General features: G+C 43.7%; 16 protein-coding genes. 3 read left to right on the top strand and 13 right to left on the bottom strand.

All coding sequences use genetic code 11. The annotated features are described in order from the left end of the window. Window positions 1–191 precede the first annotated feature (191 nt). Window positions 192–1163 carry an ATP-binding protein gene (locus I6E84_RS12915; protein WP_197218397.1) on the top strand — a complete coding sequence of 324 codons (972 nt, stop codon included), beginning with the start codon at window positions 192–194 and terminating at the stop codon, window positions 1161–1163. Between the two features lie 51 nt (window positions 1164–1214). Here the strand turns inward: I6E84_RS12915 and I6E84_RS12910 are convergent, their stop codons facing one another. The 6 genes from I6E84_RS12910 to gyrA all read right to left on the bottom strand — a co-directional run bounded on the left by I6E84_RS12910 (window position 1215) and on the right by gyrA (window position 8990). After that, a complete protein-coding gene (locus I6E84_RS12910) occupies window positions 1215–2351 on the bottom strand; it encodes an MBL fold metallo-hydrolase (protein WP_320158645.1) in 1137 nt (378 codons plus the stop codon). 50 nt (window positions 2352–2401) lie between these two features. Next, window positions 2402–2659 (bottom strand): hypothetical protein, encoded by a 258-nt coding sequence (locus I6E84_RS12905; protein ID WP_197218394.1) that lies wholly within the window; start codon window positions 2657–2659, stop codon window positions 2402–2404. Window positions 2660–2752: 93 nt separating this feature from the next. Further along, entirely contained in the window at window positions 2753–3421 is a 669-nt protein-coding gene (locus tag I6E84_RS12900; RefSeq protein WP_197218392.1) for a glutathione S-transferase, read from the bottom strand. A gap of 188 nt (window positions 3422–3609) precedes the next feature. After that, a complete protein-coding gene (rarD, locus tag I6E84_RS12895) occupies window positions 3610–4677 on the bottom strand; it encodes an EamA family transporter RarD (protein ID WP_197218390.1) in 1068 nt (355 codons plus the stop codon). A gap of 240 nt (window positions 4678–4917) precedes the next feature. Then, window positions 4918–5988, bottom strand: coding sequence for an EamA family transporter RarD (gene rarD / locus I6E84_RS12890; protein WP_197218389.1), 1071 nt, complete (start codon window positions 5986–5988; stop codon window positions 4918–4920). A gap of 200 nt (window positions 5989–6188) precedes the next feature. Then, complete coding sequence (gene gyrA / locus I6E84_RS12885) at window positions 6189–8990, bottom strand: DNA gyrase subunit A (RefSeq protein ID WP_197218388.1); 2802 nt, start codon at window positions 8988–8990, stop codon at window positions 6189–6191. Between the two features lie 439 nt (window positions 8991–9429). Between gyrA and I6E84_RS12880 the strand changes: the two genes are divergently transcribed. After that, window positions 9430–9711 (top strand): hypothetical protein, encoded by a 282-nt coding sequence (locus tag I6E84_RS12880; protein ID WP_110922345.1) that lies wholly within the window; start codon window positions 9430–9432, stop codon window positions 9709–9711. Window positions 9712–10045: 334 nt separating this feature from the next. Then, window positions 10046–10969 carry a methyltransferase gene (locus I6E84_RS12875; RefSeq protein WP_197218387.1) on the top strand — a complete coding sequence of 308 codons (924 nt, stop codon included), beginning with the start codon at window positions 10046–10048 and terminating at the stop codon, window positions 10967–10969. 15 nt (window positions 10970–10984) lie between these two features. Here the strand turns inward: I6E84_RS12875 and I6E84_RS12870 are convergent, their stop codons facing one another. From I6E84_RS12870 to I6E84_RS12840, 7 genes are all read right to left on the bottom strand, one after another. Beyond that, complete coding sequence (locus I6E84_RS12870; RefSeq protein WP_413786952.1) at window positions 10985–12193, bottom strand: ABC transporter ATP-binding protein; 1209 nt, start codon at window positions 12191–12193, stop codon at window positions 10985–10987. A gap of 110 nt (window positions 12194–12303) precedes the next feature. Next, on the bottom strand, window positions 12304–13998 hold the full coding sequence (locus tag I6E84_RS12865) for an ABC transporter permease (RefSeq protein WP_197218386.1): 1695 nt from the start codon (window positions 13996–13998) through the stop codon (window positions 12304–12306). A 127-nt stretch (window positions 13999–14125) separates the two neighbouring features. After that, a complete protein-coding gene (locus I6E84_RS12860; RefSeq protein ID WP_197218385.1) occupies window positions 14126–15235 on the bottom strand; it encodes an extracellular solute-binding protein in 1110 nt (369 codons plus the stop codon). Window positions 15236–15635: 400 nt separating this feature from the next. Continuing rightward, window positions 15636–16370, bottom strand: coding sequence for a 16S rRNA (uracil(1498)-N(3))-methyltransferase (locus tag I6E84_RS12855; RefSeq protein WP_197218384.1), 735 nt, complete (start codon window positions 16368–16370; stop codon window positions 15636–15638). Continuing rightward, entirely contained in the window at window positions 16367–17959 is a 1593-nt protein-coding gene (locus tag I6E84_RS12850; protein WP_197218382.1) for a 3-deoxy-D-manno-octulosonic acid transferase, read from the bottom strand. Before I6E84_RS12850 ends, I6E84_RS12855 begins: the two co-directional genes overlap by 4 nt. A 143-nt stretch (window positions 17960–18102) precedes the next feature. Next, window positions 18103–19674 carry a tetratricopeptide repeat protein gene (locus I6E84_RS12845; protein WP_197218381.1) on the bottom strand — a complete coding sequence of 524 codons (1572 nt, stop codon included), beginning with the start codon at window positions 19672–19674 and terminating at the stop codon, window positions 18103–18105. A 104-nt stretch (window positions 19675–19778) separates the two neighbouring features. Continuing rightward, on the bottom strand, window positions 19779–21416 hold the full coding sequence (locus I6E84_RS12840; RefSeq protein ID WP_265090874.1) for a cardiolipin synthase: 1638 nt from the start codon (window positions 21414–21416) through the stop codon (window positions 19779–19781). Between the last annotated feature and the right edge of the window lie 316 nt (window positions 21417–21732).

Here is a 21732-nt window from a genome sequence, read left to right as displayed (position 1 = left end):
TATATTGGCAGAAAATAGTACTGCCCTGAAAGGCTGATGCTAAAATCACCCCAAACGTTGTTACAAGCCTAGCTAAGGTATCGTACATTATCGTCGGCTTGCGCCTAGTTTGGTGCAATTTTAGCAATCAGCAGCCCTAATATTTGAATGTTCAGCAGACCCTAAATACAACCTTAACTACTCGAGCCACTATGTCACAACCAATCATCCCAACCGCGCCTTCTAATCAGCCTACTTATGCCCTACCTCAACCTTTACTAGACTTACTCAGTCAGTACCTACAAGAGCAGGTGACACCGACGATTGAAATCGATCCGGATCAGCTTGCTTATCGCTGGGTTGGTGGACGTACTGGCAATTTAGAAGCTTTATCGGTTAACCTGTTTTTGAGCTTAGATGACTTGCATGGTATCGATACGCAAAAGTCGAAACTGGTACAGAATACGCGTCAGTTTATTAAAGGTTATCCTGCCAACCATGTCTTGATGTCAGGGACACGTGGTGCCGGTAAATCATCATTGATTCGTGCTTTGCTACAAGCCCATCATAGTGAAGGTTTGCGTATTATTGAAGTTGCTCGCGATGATTTGCAAATATTAGATAAGATTCGCGCTGCCATTAATGCCCTACCAGCAGATTGTAACTGCCGCTACATCGTATACTGTGATGATCTCGCGTTTGATGGTCAAGATGAAAGCTATCGTACACTAAAGAGCGTGCTTGATGGCTCGCTAGACTCTGAGCAAGATAAGCTACTGGTCTATGCCACCAGTAATCGCCGTCGCCTGCTACCGCAAATGATGAAAGACAATGTTAATATCTATAATGGTCAGACGGATGAAGTCAATCCTTATGAGGCCATTGATGAGACTGTGTCATTGTCAGATCGATTCGGTTTATCACTCACTTTCCATCCCATGGATCAGCAGACTTATCTGCATATCATTCAGCATTATCTGAACTTAGAGCAGCAGAAAATCTCAGCTGATATGGATAGTGATGCTAAGAATGCTTTGGAAAGTCAGACCATGCCTGACAAGATCAGAAAAGATGCGCTACGTTGGGCTTCTGAACGTGGTGGGCGCTCAGGACGAGTTGCTTACCAGTTCAGTCGATACTGGAGCGGTATAACGCAGTTGGAAATTGCAGACAGTAAGCGCTAAGCTATACCTAGCGCTAAGTCATATCTATCGATAGTCCATATCTAGCGCTAATCAATCACTGCGTGCAGAGCCTATATACTGCACGCGGCTTTCTTTTTGACAGCCCTTTTGACTGCCCTCTTGATTACCTACCGAGTCAACTGCACCATCGACCATATATTGGTCAAAATCTACTGCTAACCATAGATTACCTTTGTAAACGCTCTCAGCATCTAAACGAATGTATGCCATATTTGGTGTCTTGCTATTAGGATTATCAAAACCCTGATAACGCGCGCTGAAGTGCGTCAATATTAGATTATTTACGCCACTGCTTTCCACAAAATCCGCCACCAATTGCGCACTACTATGCATCGGATCAAACTCTGGATTTTTGGCTTGAATCTTAGTCAGTACTTCATGTGTATACGTCGCTTCGTGCACCAATAAATCCGTGTCAAACAACGCCGCAGTAAGACACACTGGCGTATCGTTATCACCAGCCACCACCACTCGCGTTCGTGATACCTCATCATTGATATAATCATCTGCACATAACTGCTGACCGTCTTCAGTGATGACGTCTTCACCTTGTTGCAATTTACCCCACAGTGCGCTTGCAGGAATACCTTGCGCTAGCAGTTTATCCGTATCAAGCGTACGATGATGGATAGTCTGCGTGATACCAAATGCATGAGAAGCAACCCGATGTGATAGCAGCGTGATATCGATATCAAGCTGATGCTGGTCGCTCAAGCGAATATTAACCTTATTGGTGTTACCTTGCTCAGATAACACCTCTTCAATTGCTACAAAATTGAGAGCAAACGGTAGATATAGCTCAGTGGTTATCGTATAAGCCTCAAGCAGAGTAGCAATTGCTTGTGGCGCGATAATCGTCAGTGTCTCACGGCGTCCTGACATCGCAGCACTCGCTAATAGACCTGGCAGGCCATAGCAATGATCGCCATGCACATGAGTGATGCAAATAGCAGCTAGTTGATGCAAAGAAAGTTTGGTATGTAATAGTTGCTGCTGCGTACCTTCACCGCAATCTATCAACACCCATGGACGCGACTTTTTGTTCTGATTATTGTGATTGGCAGCCCGTGATTGACCATTCGGCTGAACACCATGCGTATTCAGACATTCAATCGCTAGTGCGGTCACATTACGCTGTTTGGTCGGCACACCGGCAGAGGTTCCCAAAAAAGTCAGCCTCAACATAGATTACCTCTCTTACATATGATACTTATTCACTATGATAATTGGCACATCATGGTTTTTTGTGCTTCAACCATCTGCCCACCATTGGCCGTACATTCATTGACCATGTTGGACTCATAAGACTTCCAACCACCATAAAAGCTCGCTGCGCATAGTATTACAACCAAAATTTTCTGCGACCAAGATTTGATAGAGACTTGCTGGCTATTAACAGTGGCTCTGTCAATTTGAGAGTCAGCAGCGATGTCTGTATCAATCTTTTGGGTATTTAATTTATTCGAATCTGTCATTTGTAATCCTAAAAAAGGTTTTGTCTATAAATAAACAAAACCTTTCATTTTACTATCAAATTAGTTATTTATCATTGATTAAATATAGCTCGTCTAAAACTGCAAACGACCGCCTTTGGCTTCTGCACGTTTAAAGGCATCACGCTCTTCACATCGTTTTAGCCAGTTCAGAATATTGGCATATTTGCGGCTGTCCAATCCTGCACCCGCATTGGCCCCAGCAATCGCAAGGTGCATCTGGATATCGGCCGCACTGAACTCACTGCCTGCAAACCAATGATTATCTTGCAAGCGCTGCTCGATCATATACAGCATTTTTTCTAGACCGCTGCTGATCATGTTTTTTTCGACTTGACCCTGTATTTTTTTACTAATGGGCCTGATCAGCATTGGGGACTGTTGAACCACTTTGGTGAATACCAAACGCATGACTAGCAGTGGCATCAGCGATGATTCAGCAAAGTGTAACCAAAAAGTATAAGCTTCCCATGCTGCTTCATTGTCATCAGTAGGTTTAAACTGCTGCTCTTTATCATAATGTTTGAGTAGATACTCAATGATAAATCCTGACTCAATCAGCGCGCGATCGTTCACCTCTAGTATTGGCACGTTGCCAAGTGGGTGTACTTTTTTTAGGCTTTCTGGCGCGCGATATGCTTTAGTGCGCTCGTAGCTCGTCAAGTTATAATCGATGTTTAACTCTTCTAACAGCCATAAAATACGAAACGAGCGTGAGTTTGCTAAATGATGAAGATGCAACATAAACCATCCTAGTTATAGTGTGAATGAGCAGTAATATTTTATATAGGGTGTGCTGCATTTATCTAAGTCTGGCAGCACTGCTCTTGATAATAGCGTAATTACCTCATCTTTGACACAGAAACTGTATCGCGTTATGCCAAAAGATATAGCCCGCCAAGTCAGACTCAACCTACGCCCACTAGCAATATTTACTTTAAATGCAATGCTTCGATTTTGCGTGTCATCTTATCTATTTTTTGCTGATACTTTTTAATTTTACGAAATCTATGCGCGGCTAATACGCCTTTAATACGGCGATTTTTTAGACGACGGCGCGGTGGAAAGCTGCCCACTTGCGGCTCATTGTAGCCATGTAAGCGGTCGTCACGTTTGCGTGCCATATAACCAAGTGCACTATCCGCAATCATAATAAGCAATGCGACAAAAATCATGCTGTACATCAGCATCGAGCCTTCTTCGACATTATGATCCAAAATAGCAATGGAAAATATAAACAAGAATATCGGCTCAAGGTAGCATAAAGTGCCAAACAGTGAGACGGGGAGCTTTCGACTCGCTATCATTGTCAATGACATGGCAGCGGTACTAATAATGCCAAGTAAAGGCAACAGATACCACAGTTTATGGTTGGTTATCGCGACTTCAAAGCCACCATTCATATACAGCGCAACCAATACGACTGGTAACAACAACACAAGATCCGATATGAGACCAGTGATGGGCGGTACGGCTAGATAGCGACGCAGTAGATAATACGGCGGGTAACCCAAGCAGACAAACAACGTCGCCCAAGAAATAGCACCGTATTGGAATATATCATAAGCAATACCAAAGCCTGCGCATCCGATGGCAACCCACTGGAGTAGGCTCATGTCTTCATTATAAAAAAACCGACCAACCACAATCATAATCATCGGATATAAGAAGTAGCCTAACGTTACTTCCAGCCCCAAGCCATTAACGGGTGCCCACATGAATATCCAAATTTGCGCGCCCAAAATCGGTGTGGGTAGTATGAATAAAAACCACTCTTTCGCGTTTTTTAGGGTTTTTAGATAATCAAAAATATGCTGCCACTGCTTTAGCAAAGTGACTAGCAATACCAAACTAAAAAACATCGTCAGCACGCGCCACGACGCAACCTGTGTACCTGATAATGGTTGCAGTAGTAAGCCAAATAAGAACAGTAGTGAATACAAAAAATTTGCAGCCACGGCAGTGATTGTACCCTGCGAGGTTTGGTTAGTAGTCATCATGGCAGCGGCCTTTAACGATTGGTGCACATCCTTGGCAATTTTTAAAAAAAACAAAAGCCTCAGACGAGAACGTCTGAGGCTTTTGCAAATAAGGTCGTCGCGCAATCTAAGTTGAACGCTTTGAATGTATCGTGCTTACATCATGGCGGGCATTATGTCAAAGTCAAAACAGATAAGCAATGCCAGTGTTCACCTATTGACTCAACTTCTTCATTGAGTAAATTAAATGCACCTAACTAATTATTTTAAATCAAGTTTCTCTATTTTTTGCTGTATCTTATTCATCTTTTTTTGGTAGCGGCGTTTCTTACGAAAACGATGGGCTGTTAGCACGCCATCGATACGCTGATTGATAAAATGACGCCGTGGAGGAAAGCCCCCTATCTGCGGTTCTCTATAACCATGCAAATGATCATCACGGCGACGAACCATATAGCCTGTCGCACTATCCGCCATCATAACCAGTAGCGCAAGCGTAATCATGCCGTACATAAAGAGAGAACCGCCCTCCTCAAGACTCTGACTGAGAACGGTAATAGATAACACAAATAGCAGCATAGGCTCTACATAGCTTAATGCCCCAAATAATGACACGGGCAGCTTACTACTAGCAATCATTGTCAACGACATCGCAAGCGCACTAAAAGCACCAAGCAATGGCAATAGATACCAAAATTTCATGTCTTGTGTTGCCACACTAAAGCCACCACTAAAATATAGCATGGTGAGTACCACTGGCGTGAGCAGTGTCAAATCAAACAGCAGACCCGTCACTGGTGGCACAGACAGTGTACGCCGCAGCAGATAGTATGGCGGATAACCCAAGCACACAAACAGCGTCACCCAAGATATTGACCCATATTGGAATATATCATAGCCGATACCCATCGCTGCAAATAGTGCTGCCGCCCACTGTAATACGCTCATATACTCATGGTAAAAAAACCGACCCAGTACTATCATCACTAGCGGCAACAGAAAGTAGCCCAAAGTGACATCCAAACCAAAGCCGTTCACCGGTGCCCACATAAACAGCCAAATCTGTCCACCCAAAATCGGTGCAGGTAATATAAATATTAACCATTCTTTGATCGTCTTGAGCGTCTTTATATAGTCAAACACATGCTGCCACTGCTTGGTAAAACTGACTAGTAACATCAGACTCAACAGCATCATCAACACACGCCATGACGCTACTTGTGTGCCAGTTAAGGGCAGCATAAAAAGCCCGAATAGAAACATCATCGCGAATAAAAAGCTCGATGATATCGATGCAAGGGTACCTTGAAAGGTTTGATTGGTCGTAAACATAACAACAGCCTTAAAAATATAACTTTATGGGCGTAATTTATAAAAAATTATAGAAGCTGGGGTTTATATAACTTAAGAGCTAACAGCAGACCTCAAAATTAATAATCCTCAGAAAAACAAAAAAGCCTCCGACGATAACGTCAGAGGCTTTTCTAGAACAATCATATAAGACTAGATCAAAAAGCTAACTACTGAGGCACTTACTCGCCGTCTAATTCATCACTGTTTGCAATATCAATAACATCACTAACGTCGGTTGACACTGCGTCACCAGTCGCCGCATCAATATCTATCTGCTCTTGACCTTCTACATCGAACGTACCATCTTCTTTCATGGCATCGATAAGCTCATCATCGCCTTCTTGGTGCTCGACACGTGCCATAGCGACCAGCTTTTCATCTTTTGACAGACGAATCAGCGTGACACCTTGAGTATTACGACCAGAACTGGCCACATGCTCAACTGGCGTACGAACTAACGTGCCTTTGTCAGAGATTAAGATGATGTCATCTTCAGGATCAACCTTAGTGGCACGAACCAGCGCACCATTACGCTCACTGGTCTTGATAGCGATCACACCGCCACCACCACGATTTTGCGTATTGAACTCATCAATGAATGTACGTTTACCAAAGCCATTTTCACAAGCAATCAGAATTTCACGTACATCATCTTCGATAACGACTAATGATTTGATAAATTCGTCAGTAGCCAGACGCATACCGCGGACACCTTTCGCAGTACGGCCCATCGCACGAGCGTCATTCTCATCAAAACGAATGGCTTTACCACTTGAGGCAAACAACATCACTTCTTGGCTACCATCAGTGATACGAGCGCTGACCAATTTATCGCCGTCTTCTAGACCAACTGCAATGAGACCGTTCGAGCGAATATTTGCAAACTGCTTGAGCTCTACGCGTTTCACGGTACCATTAGCCGTTGCAAAGAAGACAAAAGGCGCCTCTGCTTGGTTGCTGCCCTCTAATGAGTCATCATCGCTATCTATTAAGATATCTGCGTCTGATATCTCACCTGTAACCGATGTGTCCTCTACGATTTTTGGAATCGGTAATATCGTCGTAACGGTTTCATCACCATTTAAGCCAATTAGATTGACCAATGGACGACCACGTGCACCGCGGCTGGCGATAGGCACTTCAAAACCACGTAAGCTAAACACACGCCCACTATCCGTGAAGCACAATACGGTAGAATGCGTGGATGTCACGACTAAATGATCAATCACATCATCTTCTTTCATCGCCGTTGCAGACTTACCTTTACCGCCACGTTTTTGCGCGACATAATCATCAATTGGCTGAGTCTTAGCATAGCCAGTACGCGACACTGTCATCACAACGGTTTGCTCTGGAATAAGGTCTTCACGGCTAAAGTCAGTACGTGAGTCAATAATGTCCGTACGGCGCTCGTCACCAAAGTTATCACGAATCTCAATCATCTCATTCGAGATAATGGTCATTAACTTATCAAAGTCGCCAAGAACAGACTCTAAATGTGCGATTTCACGTAATAAGTCTTGGTATTCTTCAGTTAATTTGTCTTGCTCAAGACCAGTCAGACGATGCAACTGCATATCTAAAATGGCATTGACCTGTTCAAGAGACAAGCGATAACTCGCGTCATTCTCTATTAAACCAAACGGTGCTTTAGGATCTTCGCCTTCGATAAACTCAGGACGTACAGATTGGCTGCCAGCAGCGGTAAGCATCGCAACGACGCTACCTGAGCCCCACGTATTATTTAGCAGGCTTTCACGTGCTAAACCACGGTTTGCAGATGCTTTAATTGTCGCAATAATCTCATCAATATTGGCCAGTGCAACGGTTAAGCCTTCAAGCAAATGACCACGGACGCGCGCTTTGTTCAATTCGTAAATAGTACGACGTGTCACCACTTCTTGACGATGACGGACAAATGCAGCAATCAACTGACGCAAGGTCAATATCTTTGGCTGACCGTTATCTAGCGCGACCATATTGATACTAAAGCTAGACTCGAGTGGCGTTTGTAGAAACAGGTTATTAACAATAACTTCAGCAGTCTCACCGCGGCGCAAGTCAATAGCGATACGCATACCGTCTTTGTCAGACTCATCACGAATTTCGCTAATGCCTTCGATTTTTTTATCACGTACGAGTTCTGCGATACGCTCAATCAGTTTGGCTTTATTGGCTTGATAAGGTACTTCTGTGAATACGATACGCTCGCGATCACGATTGACACCAGCATTGCTCATCGGCTCGATATGATAACGACCACGAATATGCAAGCGGCCTTTACCCGTACGATAAGCATCTAAGATACCGGCACGGCCATAGATAATACCGCCTGTAGGAAAGTCAGGACCTGAGATATGTGACATCAGCTCTTCAGCTGAAACTTGTGGGTTTTCGGCATATGCCAAACAAGCATTGATCACTTCAGTCAAGTTATGCGGCGCCATGTTGGTCGCCATACCGACAGCAATACCGGTTGCACCATTGACCAACAGGTTAGGAATGCGCGCTGGCATGACGCTTGGCATGCGCTCAGAGCCATCGTAGTTGTCTTCCCAATCGACCGTGTCTTTGTCCAAATCAGCAAGCATCTGGTGGGTCAGTTTGGTCATACGTACTTCGGTATAACGCATGGCTGCCGGAGGATCATCATCGATCGAGCCAAAGTTACCTTGACCATCAACCATCGGATAACGCAAGCTGAAATCCTGCGCCATACGGACAATCGCATCATATACAGCGCTATCACCATGCGGATGATATTTACCGATGACATCACCGACCACACGTGCTGACTTCTTGTATGGCTTATTGTAGTCATTAGATAGCACATGCATGGCATACATCACGCGGCGATGGACAGGTTTGAACCCATCACGTACATCAGGTAGCGCACGCGAGACAATCACGCTCATCGCATAATCCAGATAGGACTGCTTCAGTTCATCTACGATGCCAATAGGACTGACCGACTCGCTCATATACACTCCTTCACTCATATCCACGCTATTAATTTTGCAGGCTTTATAGATAGATTATTAGCGCCCATAGATTTTGATAAAAACCAATAAATACAACGGGAACAGCAACACTATAAAGCGTGAAAAATACTGGGAAAATGATGATATTTTTGATAGTAAAATAAAGAAGCTATTTTAGCACAAATTTGCCGATTTAGGGGGTTCCGAGCACTATTAAAATCAAGCAAAACAGCCTATTAACTGCAATATTTGAAGCAATCAACACCCTCTGAAAATATATTACTAACAGGCACGTTTTGATTGGCTGATTTTGCCATTTCTAGCCCATGTAAAGGCTATCCAGTAAATTGAAAACATGCCCTAGACAAAAAAAATTTAAACGCTACACTAACTTATCTTTTACAACACTTAAATAACGACTTAACAGGCTACTCTTATTATGGATATCATTCTTGCGATTGTTTGGATTTTAGCAATGGTGCTGTATAGCTTTTCGAGCGATTATGTTTCTAAATTTCCTAACCATAATAATCGTGCTGTGCCGTATGTCCGTTGGGGCGCACTTTTAGTCGCAATGGCTTTATCAGCATACTTGGCAAAAGCCTATCAAGAAAACCTACAAGGCAATGGTATGTGGGTGTTTGTTATCGTCGTATTTGTCATTATTATTTTATCGAAAATTATCTTCAAATGGGTCATTAACAGACGTTTGAAACGCTAGGGCGTGTCCTCATTTTAAAAATGGTGATAAAAATGAGATAAATTGCAGTCAAACAAGGAAAATAGCGCAGATAATATCGAGATATTAGTCAGCTATTTGACGCTGTTTGGCAAGATTTAGCCATTTTTAACCCATTTAGATAACTATCGATTGAATTGAGGACACGCCCTAAGTTGAACTGAACACTTTTCTTATAGTCAAAGAAATCTAAAACAGCTACAAGGCAGCCGACCGCAGATTGTACATATAGTACCTCTAGGAAGGGTAACACCGTAGCGGTTTGGTAGTTCGCTGACTATACTCTAAATCTCTTACTTATTGATCTGAATGCCTTATGCCAACTAAATCTCAAGACAGCCAACCTGAATCAAACCGTTCCATATCACCAGAAGTTGAACAAGCAGAAGTTGATCGAGCAGAAGTTGATCGAGCAGAAGTTGATCGAGCAGAAGTTGATCGAGCAGATCGTAGCTTTGATGCCATTGCTGATCATTTTGAAAAGAAGGTCTACGGCGGTTTAAAAGGTGACATTCGATTGGCAGTGCTACGCCGTGACATCTTTGAATATTGCACACAAATGAGCAAAGATCTGAATCGACCGCTACGTATCTTAGATGTGGGTGCAGGATTGGCTCAGATTTCGATTGAACTTGCTGCTCAAGGTCACACACTGATGATCAATGATATCTCTGAGAATATGCTAGAAAAAGCAAAAGCAAGTGCGGAAAAGAGTGATCAAGTGTTAGATATCACATGGCATGTTTGCCCGTATCAAGATCTTGCAGGAAAGCTAACAGATAAGGTAAACGGTGATAAGAAAGATAAATTTGATTTGATACTCTGTCATGCCGTACTTGAATGGTTGGCAGAGCCCGCTGCAGTCATGAGCTTTTTTGATCAGCATCTAACAGATAATGGTGCGCTGTCATTGTGCTTTTATAACCCAGCCAGCTTCGATTATCGCAACCTGATCATGGGGAATTTTAATTTACTTGATAATCCCGAATACAAAGCTGACAACAAAAAAAGCCTAACGCCCAATTACCCTGTCGCTAAAGAAGAAGTAGAGTCTTGGCTGGCAACGCATCATTATAAAACGGTGCGCACCAGTGGTCTGCGTGTATTTCATGACTATGCACCGCTCAAACGTGGCGGACATAATGACCCAGAAGCAGTCATTCGGATGGAACTGCGCTACTCACAACTAGAACCCTACAAGTGGCTGGGACGCTATTTGCACATACTGGCCACTCGTTAAATTGATACGCAACTACTACTGTGCCTCTTCTGATCTATCATACTCTGACCATGTGGTCGCATTGATATTCTTTTCATCAAACACGACTACATGCTCAAGCATGGGCAAAATACCGATGCGTGTTCCTATGCCATGATTGTGATGACTGGCAACTAGCGACAGTACTGTCTGCCCATCGTCTAGTTGTAAGCGGTACAAGTAGTTCGCACCGCGAAACACACGCCCGATAACCAATGCCGTCTGCTTACTATCGTCGTCGTGAATGATATCATCAGGGCGCACCAATACTTTAATCAATGTACCGTTTGGATAATCATATTCACAGTACTGCGGTTGACCAGACTCATCATAGACTTCCGTACGGCGATAAATATTACCCAGTGCTGTCTCAACATGACCTTCTTTGATGATGCCATCTATCATCGCACCCTCGCCGACGAACTCAGCAACAAAAGGACTGATTGGCTCATGATAAAGTTCGCTCGGCGTCGCCCATTGCACCAACTTACCTGCTTGCATGACCCCAACTTTATCCGCTAATGCAAAGGCTTCGTTTTGATCATGGGTTACCAAAATAGCCGTGGTATTGGTGCGTTTTAAGATATCACGGACATTCATTGCCAATGATTCTCGTAGCACCACATCCAAATTCGAAAACGGTTCATCAAGTAGCAATAGTTTAGGCTTCGGCGCTAATGCACGAGCTAAGGCTACTCGCTGCTGCTGCCCACCTGAAAGCTCATTTGGACGTTTGTCCGCGTGCTCGGTCAATTCAACAAGGCTTAACATTTCAGCGACACGTGCTTTTTTATCAGCGGCAGACCATTTATTGAGACCAAAAGCGATGTTCTTTGCCACGCTGAGATGACCAAATAATGCATAGTCCTGAAACACCATACCCATACCACGCTTGGCAGGCGCTACTGCATATGACTTGCGATCGGTGATATCTGTTAAACATTGATTACTCAGATGAATATTACCGCCACGACTTTGCTCTAGCCCTGCAATAGCGCGTAATGCGGTGGTTTTCCCGCAACCGCTGTAACCCAAAAAGCAGCCAATCTCGCCTTGCTGTAGCACTAGCGACAGTCCATTAACGATGATCGTATCGTCATAACCCACTATTAAATCTTGCACACTAAAATAAGGGTTGATACTAGTATCTGCTTCAGTATCCATTGATTGAGAGCCTGATGAGCATTTGATTGAATCAGTGTGCATAGACGGTACCAGTTAGCGATTAGTAAATAAAACCTGTAGATAAAGCAGTAGAACGATAGAAAAATTACGACGAAAGACTATAATATTTGAGGTGAATGTTGACACCACGTTTAGCTTTGCTTGTCGCTTTGACGCAATAGTATCCAAACAGGCAACAGACCAACCAGCACAATCAATAAGCTTGGCAACGCGGCGCGTCCCCACATGCCTTCACTGGTCATCTCAAACACCCGTACTGCCAATGTATCCCAGCCTTGACGTCTGGTCATTAGCGTAATCGGCATCTCTTTCATCACTTCGACAAAGCCCATCAATAACGCGGTCAGTACACCAGGACTGAGCACTGGTAACATCACATGTCGCCATCGTTGATAAGCGCTATCACTCAGTAATTTAGCAGCCGCCTCTTGATTGACAGTCAGCCGTTGCAATTGACGGTCGACGGGTTGGAAACTCACCGTCATAAAGCGCGTTGATAATGCCAATAGCATAACAATAACACTGCCTGAGAGCACTTGCTGTGACGTAATGCCAAAGGCAATCATTTGATTGTCTAACCATGCGATTGGAATGAAGATTCCGACAGCCAATACTGTACCTGGTACCACATAACCCAAATTGGCCAAAGTGGTCATTAGTTTGGTTGACTTATCAGGATATTGACGTTTTATCCACGCAATAATAATGGCCAAAAAGCCAATGAAAATCGTGGTCATACTCGCAATCATAAGGCTATTGGTCACAAAACCAATATAACGCGCATCGAAATCTTGCCTGAAGTTTAATGCAGTCCAATAGATAAGCTGGAGAAACGGTATGAAAAAAGCCACTGAAAACACTAACGTACACAGTAATGTCATGGCCCATTTAGCTGATTTACTAACTTCAAAACGCTGGCTACTGCCTTGAGTGATAGACTGACCGCGCTTTGCCTGCCAATACTGCTCAAACAATACAACGATAAATATCATGCCGATTAATAACGCTGCCAGTTGTGCCGCAGTCGTTAGGCTGAAGAAGCCAAACCATGCTTTGTAAATAGCCGTCGTAAACGTATCGACATTGAAGACAGACACTGCACCAAAGTCTGCAAGCGTTTCCATGCTGGCCAATAACAGACCACCAATAATCCACGGAAGTGCTTGCGGTAATGCCAAACGAAAGAACACGCGGCCACGGCTTAAGCCTAGCATCTGCCCTGCTTCAATCGCCCGCCTGCCCTGCGATAAAAACGCTTGGCGTGCCAATAGATAAACGTAGGGGTAAAATGCTAGGGATAATACCAAACCTGCACCCCAGACATTTCGTACCGAAGGGATTGCAGTGCTGATACCCATATCACGTAGACCTGTCTGCAATGGTCCACTGAAATCTACAATACCGAGAGTAACAAATGCTAAAACATAGGCAGGTATCGCGAGCGGCAACATCAATGCCCACGAAAAAAACCGCTGCCCAGGGAAGCGGTACATGCTGGTCACCCAAGCAAGCGCGGTGCCAACCGTTCCAGAAATCACTACTACCATTAACAACAAAATCGCGGTGTTTTTTAGGACTTGCGGCAGTACATACTCCGCCATGTGACCCCAAATATCCGCGACAGGCTGGGTCCACGATAGCAGTACGATTACAATTGGCACCAGCATAAACAACGAAATCAGTCCTAAGACTGATTTTGAGATAATACGTTTACGGAGGGTATGGTCTTGGCTGACAATCTGATGCTTATCAATAATAGTATTATTAATTACCGTGTCATTGACTGTATCATTCTGACGTACAGAAGCGTCTGGCATTGTGCTCATAAATTATTACCGTGTCATACGCATAAAGACCTTACATCATACCAACCCTAAAAACACTATGAGCCGTATCAAACTTAGCTAGCTAGCTTATTCTCGTTTTTAAGATTGGTATTATTGGTAGTGACGCCTATTTATAACCTGCTTTGTCCATCAACTGAATGGCTTGGGTTTGCAATTCGCCAAACTTCTGCACATTAATATCATCTTTGTTGAATGGGCCCCATGATCTGAGTAGGTCTGATTCATCAATACCTTCTTTGACTGGGAACTCTTTATCTGAGCTGGCATACAGGCCTTGCGCCTCATCAGATGACAACCACTCTATGAGTTTAAGCGTACCGTCTGGATTATCAGATCCAGCTACCACACCAGCGCCTGAGATGTTCACATGCGTACCAGTCGTGTCTTGGTTTGCCCAAAATATACTGACTGGGAAATCTGGTTTTTCATCTAGCAGACGACCATAATAGTAACTATTGGCAACACCCACTTCACACTGACCAGCGGCGATGGCTTCTAGCATAGCAACGTCATCACTGAATACATCAGTGGCTAAGTTATCAACCCAACCACGAACGATTTCTTCTGTTTTTTCTTCGCCCAAATGCTCCATCATACTAGCCACAAGCGATTGGTTGTATACCTTCTTAGAGGTACGTAGGCATAATTTGCCTTTCCATTTTGGATCGGCTAAATCTGCATAAGTAGATAGCTGGTCGGCGCTGACTTTGCTTGGGTCATAAAAGATAGTACGAGCGCGTAATGACAGACCTGTCCATTGACCTTTTGGATCGCGATATTTTGCAGGAACGTTGGCTTCTAATATAGTAGACGATACTGGCTGTAACAGGCCTTGCTCTGCCGCTTGCCATAAGTTACCAGCATCCACTGTCAACAGCATATCGGCTGGCGTATTCTGACCTTCCGCTTTCAAACGTGCCATCAGCGGGCCTGTACTGTCCGTCACCAACTCAACCTTCACACCTGTTTGTTCAGTATAACGATCTAATAACGGTTTGATTAACTGCTCATTACGTGAAGAATAAATAGTAATCGTTTGCTCATCTGCACCTGTAGCACCATCGTTAGCAGCTTGTTCTTCAGTACCCGCCTCTCCAGTTTCTTCTGTCGTAGATGAATTACTACAGCCTGCCAATCCCAACATCATGCCAAATACGGCAACAGGCAAGATAAGCTTGGTAGAAGTTAGGTTAGCGCTAATGGCACTTAATGACATGGTTTTCCCCATAATAATGCTAAAAAAGATAAGACAGCAATGGTACAGAATGGCAATAAAACCCTGACTATCAAAAGGGGCAATACTGCGACAGATGAACACGATATACTAATCGAAATGAGAGTAATTATCAATCCATTTGTTTGATTCAGAATCATGCTAACTTTATGAATCAGCAATTATTATTGAGATACCTGTTTATCAACTTTGACGGCCAAATGACTCACAGAGCTTTTGCGTATTTTCAGGTATTTTTGATATAGCTAAAGAGGTCTAAAATAGGTACAAGGCAGCCGCCTGAAGATTGTACAAGTGGTACATCTAAGCAAGGTAACTAGTACATCTAAGTAAGGTACCGCCGTAGCCATTTTCTGACTATTAGCAACTCTCTGACCATACTTTACTGTAGCAGCCACTGTCCTAAAATAGCATTCACGGCGGCTTCGGTACGTAAGATGCGAGGTCCTATATTTACGGCTGTGCAATCTTGTGCGGCAAGTAACTCTATCTCATAATCTATCCAGCCACCTTCAGCACCGATACAGACCAAGCTTGGAAGCGTTAGTGATTGCTGTAGTGTTTGTTGTAGTAAGTACTGTGCAAATGACAGATCACTATACGGATGCGCGACGATAGCACGATTGGTAATTAGACTTGCCAGCTCATCCTCGATAAATGGCTTAAAGCGCTTTTCTAACCTGATACGAGGTGCAATCGTATCAACACCTTGTTGCAGTCCTTCTAATACAAACTCATCGAGCCGCTCAAGCATTGGACTTTGCCAATAGCTTTTTTGGGTGCGATAGCTATTGATCAGGACAATATCGCGTACACCCAATGCGGTCATGTCCATGATCAAGCGTCGTAATACTTTGGGGCGTGGTAATGCTAATACCACAGTAAGGTCTAACTTAGGCGGCGGCACAACATTAAGTTGAATATCGCACAACTGGATACTATCAGCGCTGATACTTTTTATGATAGCAGTGCCTAAATGACCTTCTAACTGGCCAATTTTTAGCGTGTCACCGACTGTTGCACCCAGTACTTTATTGACATGGCTAATTTGCGATAGCTCATTGATTACTGCTGAGTCGTTCGAGAAATTCGTAGCAGGCAATAATATACAGTTCATAGCAGCTCTTGATTTGAGTATTGCTCAATCACGTCTTCAATCATGGTGAATTGACGCACCAATACGGCTTGTTTCTGTACAGTCAATTGCGCGCCTGCTTGTCCTGCCTGCTTTGCGACATCGAGATGATTCAACCAAGATAATAACTGCTGATAAATGAGTGCCACATCATCATTTTTACCTGCCTTAGGTAAAGTGGTTGTACTCGCTGCATCTGAAGCAACAGGACGATAAAAAGTATTGTTTGGTTGATATAACGCGCCAACTTCTGACAATCTATCAACCACCGTTTGGCAAGACTGAGTATAGCCTCCCATCAGGACAGGCGTTGCGATACTGGCTGGCTCCACGGGGTTATGCCCACCCACATCAACTAGAGATCCGCCAACTAATGCCACATCTGCCAACTGATACCACGTCATTAGCTCACCCATACTATCAGCCAGATAAACATGCGTATCTACGCTAATAGATTCCTCTGCGCTACGCCGTGCCATCGTTAATTCTGTACTTTGAATGAGTGCTGCGACTTCGTCAAAACGCTCAGGATGCCTAGGTACTATAATAAGTAGCGCATCAGCAAGTGCGTGGTTGGATAGTAGCTGTTTGTGCAGTGACAATGCGATTTCTTCTTCGCCACCATGCGTGCTTGCTGCCACCCAAATCGGTCGACCTACGACACCCAACTCTGTTGCTAGCTCAATTTTTTGGTGTTGTATATAGTGATATTCGTCTTCTACATCGACTACCTTCGCATCAGTAACAGCCATATTGCTGTGAGCGGTGCTATGAGCAGCATTATTTTTTGGCGTATTAATCACCCACTTCAATGAGCCTGCCACACGAATTTGCGCACTATCAGCGCCCAATTGTCGAAAGCGTTTGGCTGATTCATTGTCTTGCGCAATAATTAATGCAAGATTTTTCATCATGCTACGGCTGACAGAACCTATCTTTTGATAACGTATAAAAGATGACGCGGATAGCCGACCGTTGACTAAGATACTAGGAATACGATGTTCGGACAGTTTGGTTAAGATATTTGCCCACAGCTCTGTTTCTACAAACAATGCGATATCAGGCTTTACATGAGCTAAAAATCGTTCTATCACGGCAGGACTATCGACAGGTACGTAACTGTGGCTCATTCGGCATTGAGCAATCTCATCGGCGAAACGACTCGCACCACGAGCAAAGCCAGTTTGAGTGGTGTTGGTTAACCATATCTGATACCCACTAGCCAATAGCATATCGAGTAACGGTGCGACCGTATTGGTCTCACCCAATGAGACCGCATGGCACCAAATGATACCTTTATCTGTGCTAGGCATATCTACTGGTGCGAGGCTCGCATCCTTTGCATTTACTATTGGAACTGATGGATAATTTTTACCAAAACGCTGCTCAACTTCTTGCCGATAGTTGTCACGCTTATGTGATCGTCGCCATACTTGCAGTCGATACGCGGGCTTAAGTAAGCTGATGGCAAACTGGTAATAAGATGGCGGCTGATAGACAGTTTGGCTAGTCAACGATTCAGAATCAATCGCGGATGAAGGACAATCGGATGAGGTATTAGACGATGGCATGAAGTAGCCCAGATTAGTAATGGATCGAATAGTAGAAGGTAGCGGTAAAAATTGCGCCAATTCTACCTGAATTTAGCGCGTAACAATAAACTTTTATCGCATACATAAGTCAGGAATTAAACACCTAACTTAGTAAAAAGCCTTTAAACAATAATTAATATCAGTAACGCCACCACTATGACGGCTGCAAATAATAACTGATAACGCTTGATACTATGCTGCTCTTGCTTTTGGGTCGTTATCAGTGTTTGTGCTTGCTGCCATTGCTCAACGATTTTTGCGGCTTCCATATGGCCATTTTCTGCTGCTTGCTCTAGCCAATATTTGCCATTATCGATATCTTGCGCCACACCTAGCCCTTGATAAAACATCTTACTTAATAGGCGCTGAGCACGACTGTCATTTTTGCTAGCTGCTTGCTTGACCCAAGCGGTACCCGATTCTGTAGCAGTACTTTTATCAGCCGCTATACCTTCATCGAGCAACTCATACATCGCTAATCGTAACATCGCGGCGGTATTTCCGGCTCTTGCCACTTCTTGTAACTTTGACAACGCTTGTTTTTTGGCAGCCAAATGATTCTCTGAAAATACAATCTGCGAGCGCGGCTTGTTTTGCTTGGCAATGTGTTGCTCAAACTGCTCCAATACATTACTGGCTTGCTGATATTCAGTCTGACCAGTTGTCTGAACCACTTCAATAGTCTCTAACTCTATGCGCAGTTGTGTAAACATTTCTGGCATCGACAAGTCTTTTGAGGGAATTGTTATCGATGTTGAAGGTATTAATGGCTGATTTGATAGCTGTTTTGACAATTGGCTAGAGATAGCCTGTTCTGAGGTAGCACTTTCTACTGGTTTAACCTGTTCTATTATCGGCTCTTCTTTGGCTAAGGCAAGCTGACTTTGACTGTCTGGCTGAGCGAGTACTTTAGGTTCTGGTATAGCAGCTGGCGTATCATTTACCCATTGTTTTTCTAATGCCGTATGCATATCAACTGCTTTGACGTTCTCTTTGTCAGAGCCTGCATTTGTATCTATATCTATATCTATATCTATATCTATATCTATATCTGCATACTTTAAGTTGCTTTCAGTAATTTGAGCAACTTGAACTGGCGTGCCTAATTCAACCACTTGGCTATCATTTAGTTTTGGCAATCTTGCACTAACCGCTTGATATAGACCGCTAGCGACTTGACCACCTTGTACCGCCTCGAACTGTCTATCAATATGACCAAATAGACGTAGCCCAATTGGCTCTAAGGCAAAAAACAATGACGCATCGGCACTAACCGCAACGTCATCACGATAAATAACTGCCATATGCTGATAAAAGTCATCTGCTATGAGTGACAATTCTGGATAGCGTTTACGTAGCTCAAACTGTCCGTACCAATGCGATGTGCTTTGCCACTGCTGCGCCAATACCTGTCCTGCATAAAATGCCACAAACATCATGAAATTACGATAGTGCTCATCGGCCAATAATGATTCTTCATTCCATTGACCGACTTTAATCATTTCACGGCGTATCTGCGACAATAGCGTATCTATGCGCTGTAAACTTGCCAGTGACTCATCTAGCACGCAATCACGAAGCTCCGTTTCGTAGGCAATACCGCCAGCGATGGCTCGTCCCGCTAAGAAGTCTTGCCAATAGCCTGCTGCAATATAGTCAAAAGGCGTTAGGGGTGATGCAGACGATGCATACATAGACAAGCGCGTCCTTTATATGGATAAATTAATAATAGAAAACATGAAACCATCATGGCACCAAAACAAGATCAGCGGTTTACCTTACCCTAAAATTGAAAACGCTACAATAAAGGACTAAATAAACGGACGACGTTGTCAAACAACCGCTCTGATCCACGACGCTGCTGCCAATCTTCTAAACTCAAAAACCGGCAGCTTTCTAGGTAAGCCGCTTGGCAATCTGCCACTTGGGCAACCATCTCTGGCGTATAAATAGCCAAGCTGACCTCCATGTTTAAGTAAAAGCTGCGCATATCGATATTCACAGTGCCAAACAGACAGTAATCATCATCAATCACCACCGTTTTGGTATGCAACAGCCCGCCTTTAAACAAAGCAATGGTCACACCCGCTTCCAACAACTCTTGATAATAGGCTTGAGATGCATGCTGCACAAGAAAGGAGTCAACTTTTTCGGGCACAATCAGCGTGACATCAACTCCTCGCTTGGCGGCTGTCGTCAATGCGCCTGACAGTGCTTCATCAGGTACAAAGTACGGAGTGGTAATACGAATACGTTTATTAGCGCGATGAATCACCGTGACTAATGTATTATAAATCACGTGTTCCGTCACTTGCGGTGCTGAAGGTATTAGCTGAGCAATCACATCCTCTACAATAGGCATCTTCGGTATCACAATCGATGTTGAGCCAATATCTGGCTGTTTATGATAGTCGATACTACTCCCTAGCACTTTTACCCGACTGTTTAGATCATTAATAGTTGGGTTCATCACATATAGCTTACGTGTATAGCCATTTACTCGCTTATTAAGTGCGTGTAGATTGTCATTATTTTCGGCACCGATATCCGTGGCCACCACGATTGCCATGGCTGTCGTAATACTAATAGAGTGTTGACTGGTCATGCGTATTGCCACATCAATCCACTGGCCAACATTTTTATTTTGTTTAAAAAACCTCGGATCGACCAAGTTAAAGCTACCGATATAGCCAATATATTCATCAATAGCAACGAGCTTACGATGATTGCGCAAATCAGAACGCTTAAACAATGTCTTAAACAGACCCACTGGCAGCGACTGATGGACAAAAACGCCTGCTTTTTCTAATGTCTGGTGTGCATCACTATTAAAGAAGCTAAAACTGCCCACGCTATCCGCCAATACATGACACTCTACCCCGCGCTGCGATGCTGCTGACAACGCTTCTATGACCTCTATCACCTGTCCCTTAGGATAAACAATATAAAACTCCATCAGGATAATGCTCTGTGCAGCATTGATATCTTCGATTAGACTCTGAAAAATAGTATTGGGATCAGTCAATAACTGCATTTTATGATTAGGAAATACCCCTAGCCCTGTCCAGCGCGTGCCTATTTGACTGACACCGCGATAGTTGGCTGGCAATAAGTCTTTACCTTGATCAAAAACCAAATGCTCACGCTGTGCCATATCATTCATCAATACGCCCGCTTGGTCTACCCGCTCGCGATAGCGTCGCCCAATCATTGGCTCACCTAGCAGTATATAAGCGATAAATCCAAAAACAGGCACTGTATAGAGTACAGCGACCCAAGCAATCGACACACCTATATTTCGCTGCACCGACACAACACGTAGCGTCATGACTATCATGAGAACAATGTGCAATACCAAACCCAATCCTGCAAAATCACCCCAAGACCAGGTCGTAGCAGTTTGTTCAACAATGGAATTATCTATGCCAGCCTCCAACGATTAAAATAAATAAAGCATGAGTCGTAAAATATTATCAATAGTATAGTAGTTTTTAGCCATCAAACAATAGCTAGCCATAATAAGTGCTTTTATGGCCACCTCAGTAAACACGTGGCTTGCGTGCCTATCGATAACGCTATACAGAAATTATTTTAAATTATTTACGGAAATTTTAAAAAACTGTTTGACAGGCAACTATAAATCTATATAATACACATCCACAGCAGCAGAGCTTAGTGACAAACTTAAGAGCTCAGTTGATGTTGAATAAATTGCATAGCAATTGTTCGCGGGTGATTAGCTCAGTTGGTAG

The sequence above is a fragment of the Psychrobacter sp. SCQQ22 genome (assembly GCF_015864605.1).
GTDB lineage: Bacteria > Pseudomonadota > Gammaproteobacteria > Pseudomonadales > Moraxellaceae > Psychrobacter > Psychrobacter fozii.
Note: the sequence above shows the minus strand (reverse complement) of the source record. Positions and strands in the feature narration are given on the sequence as shown.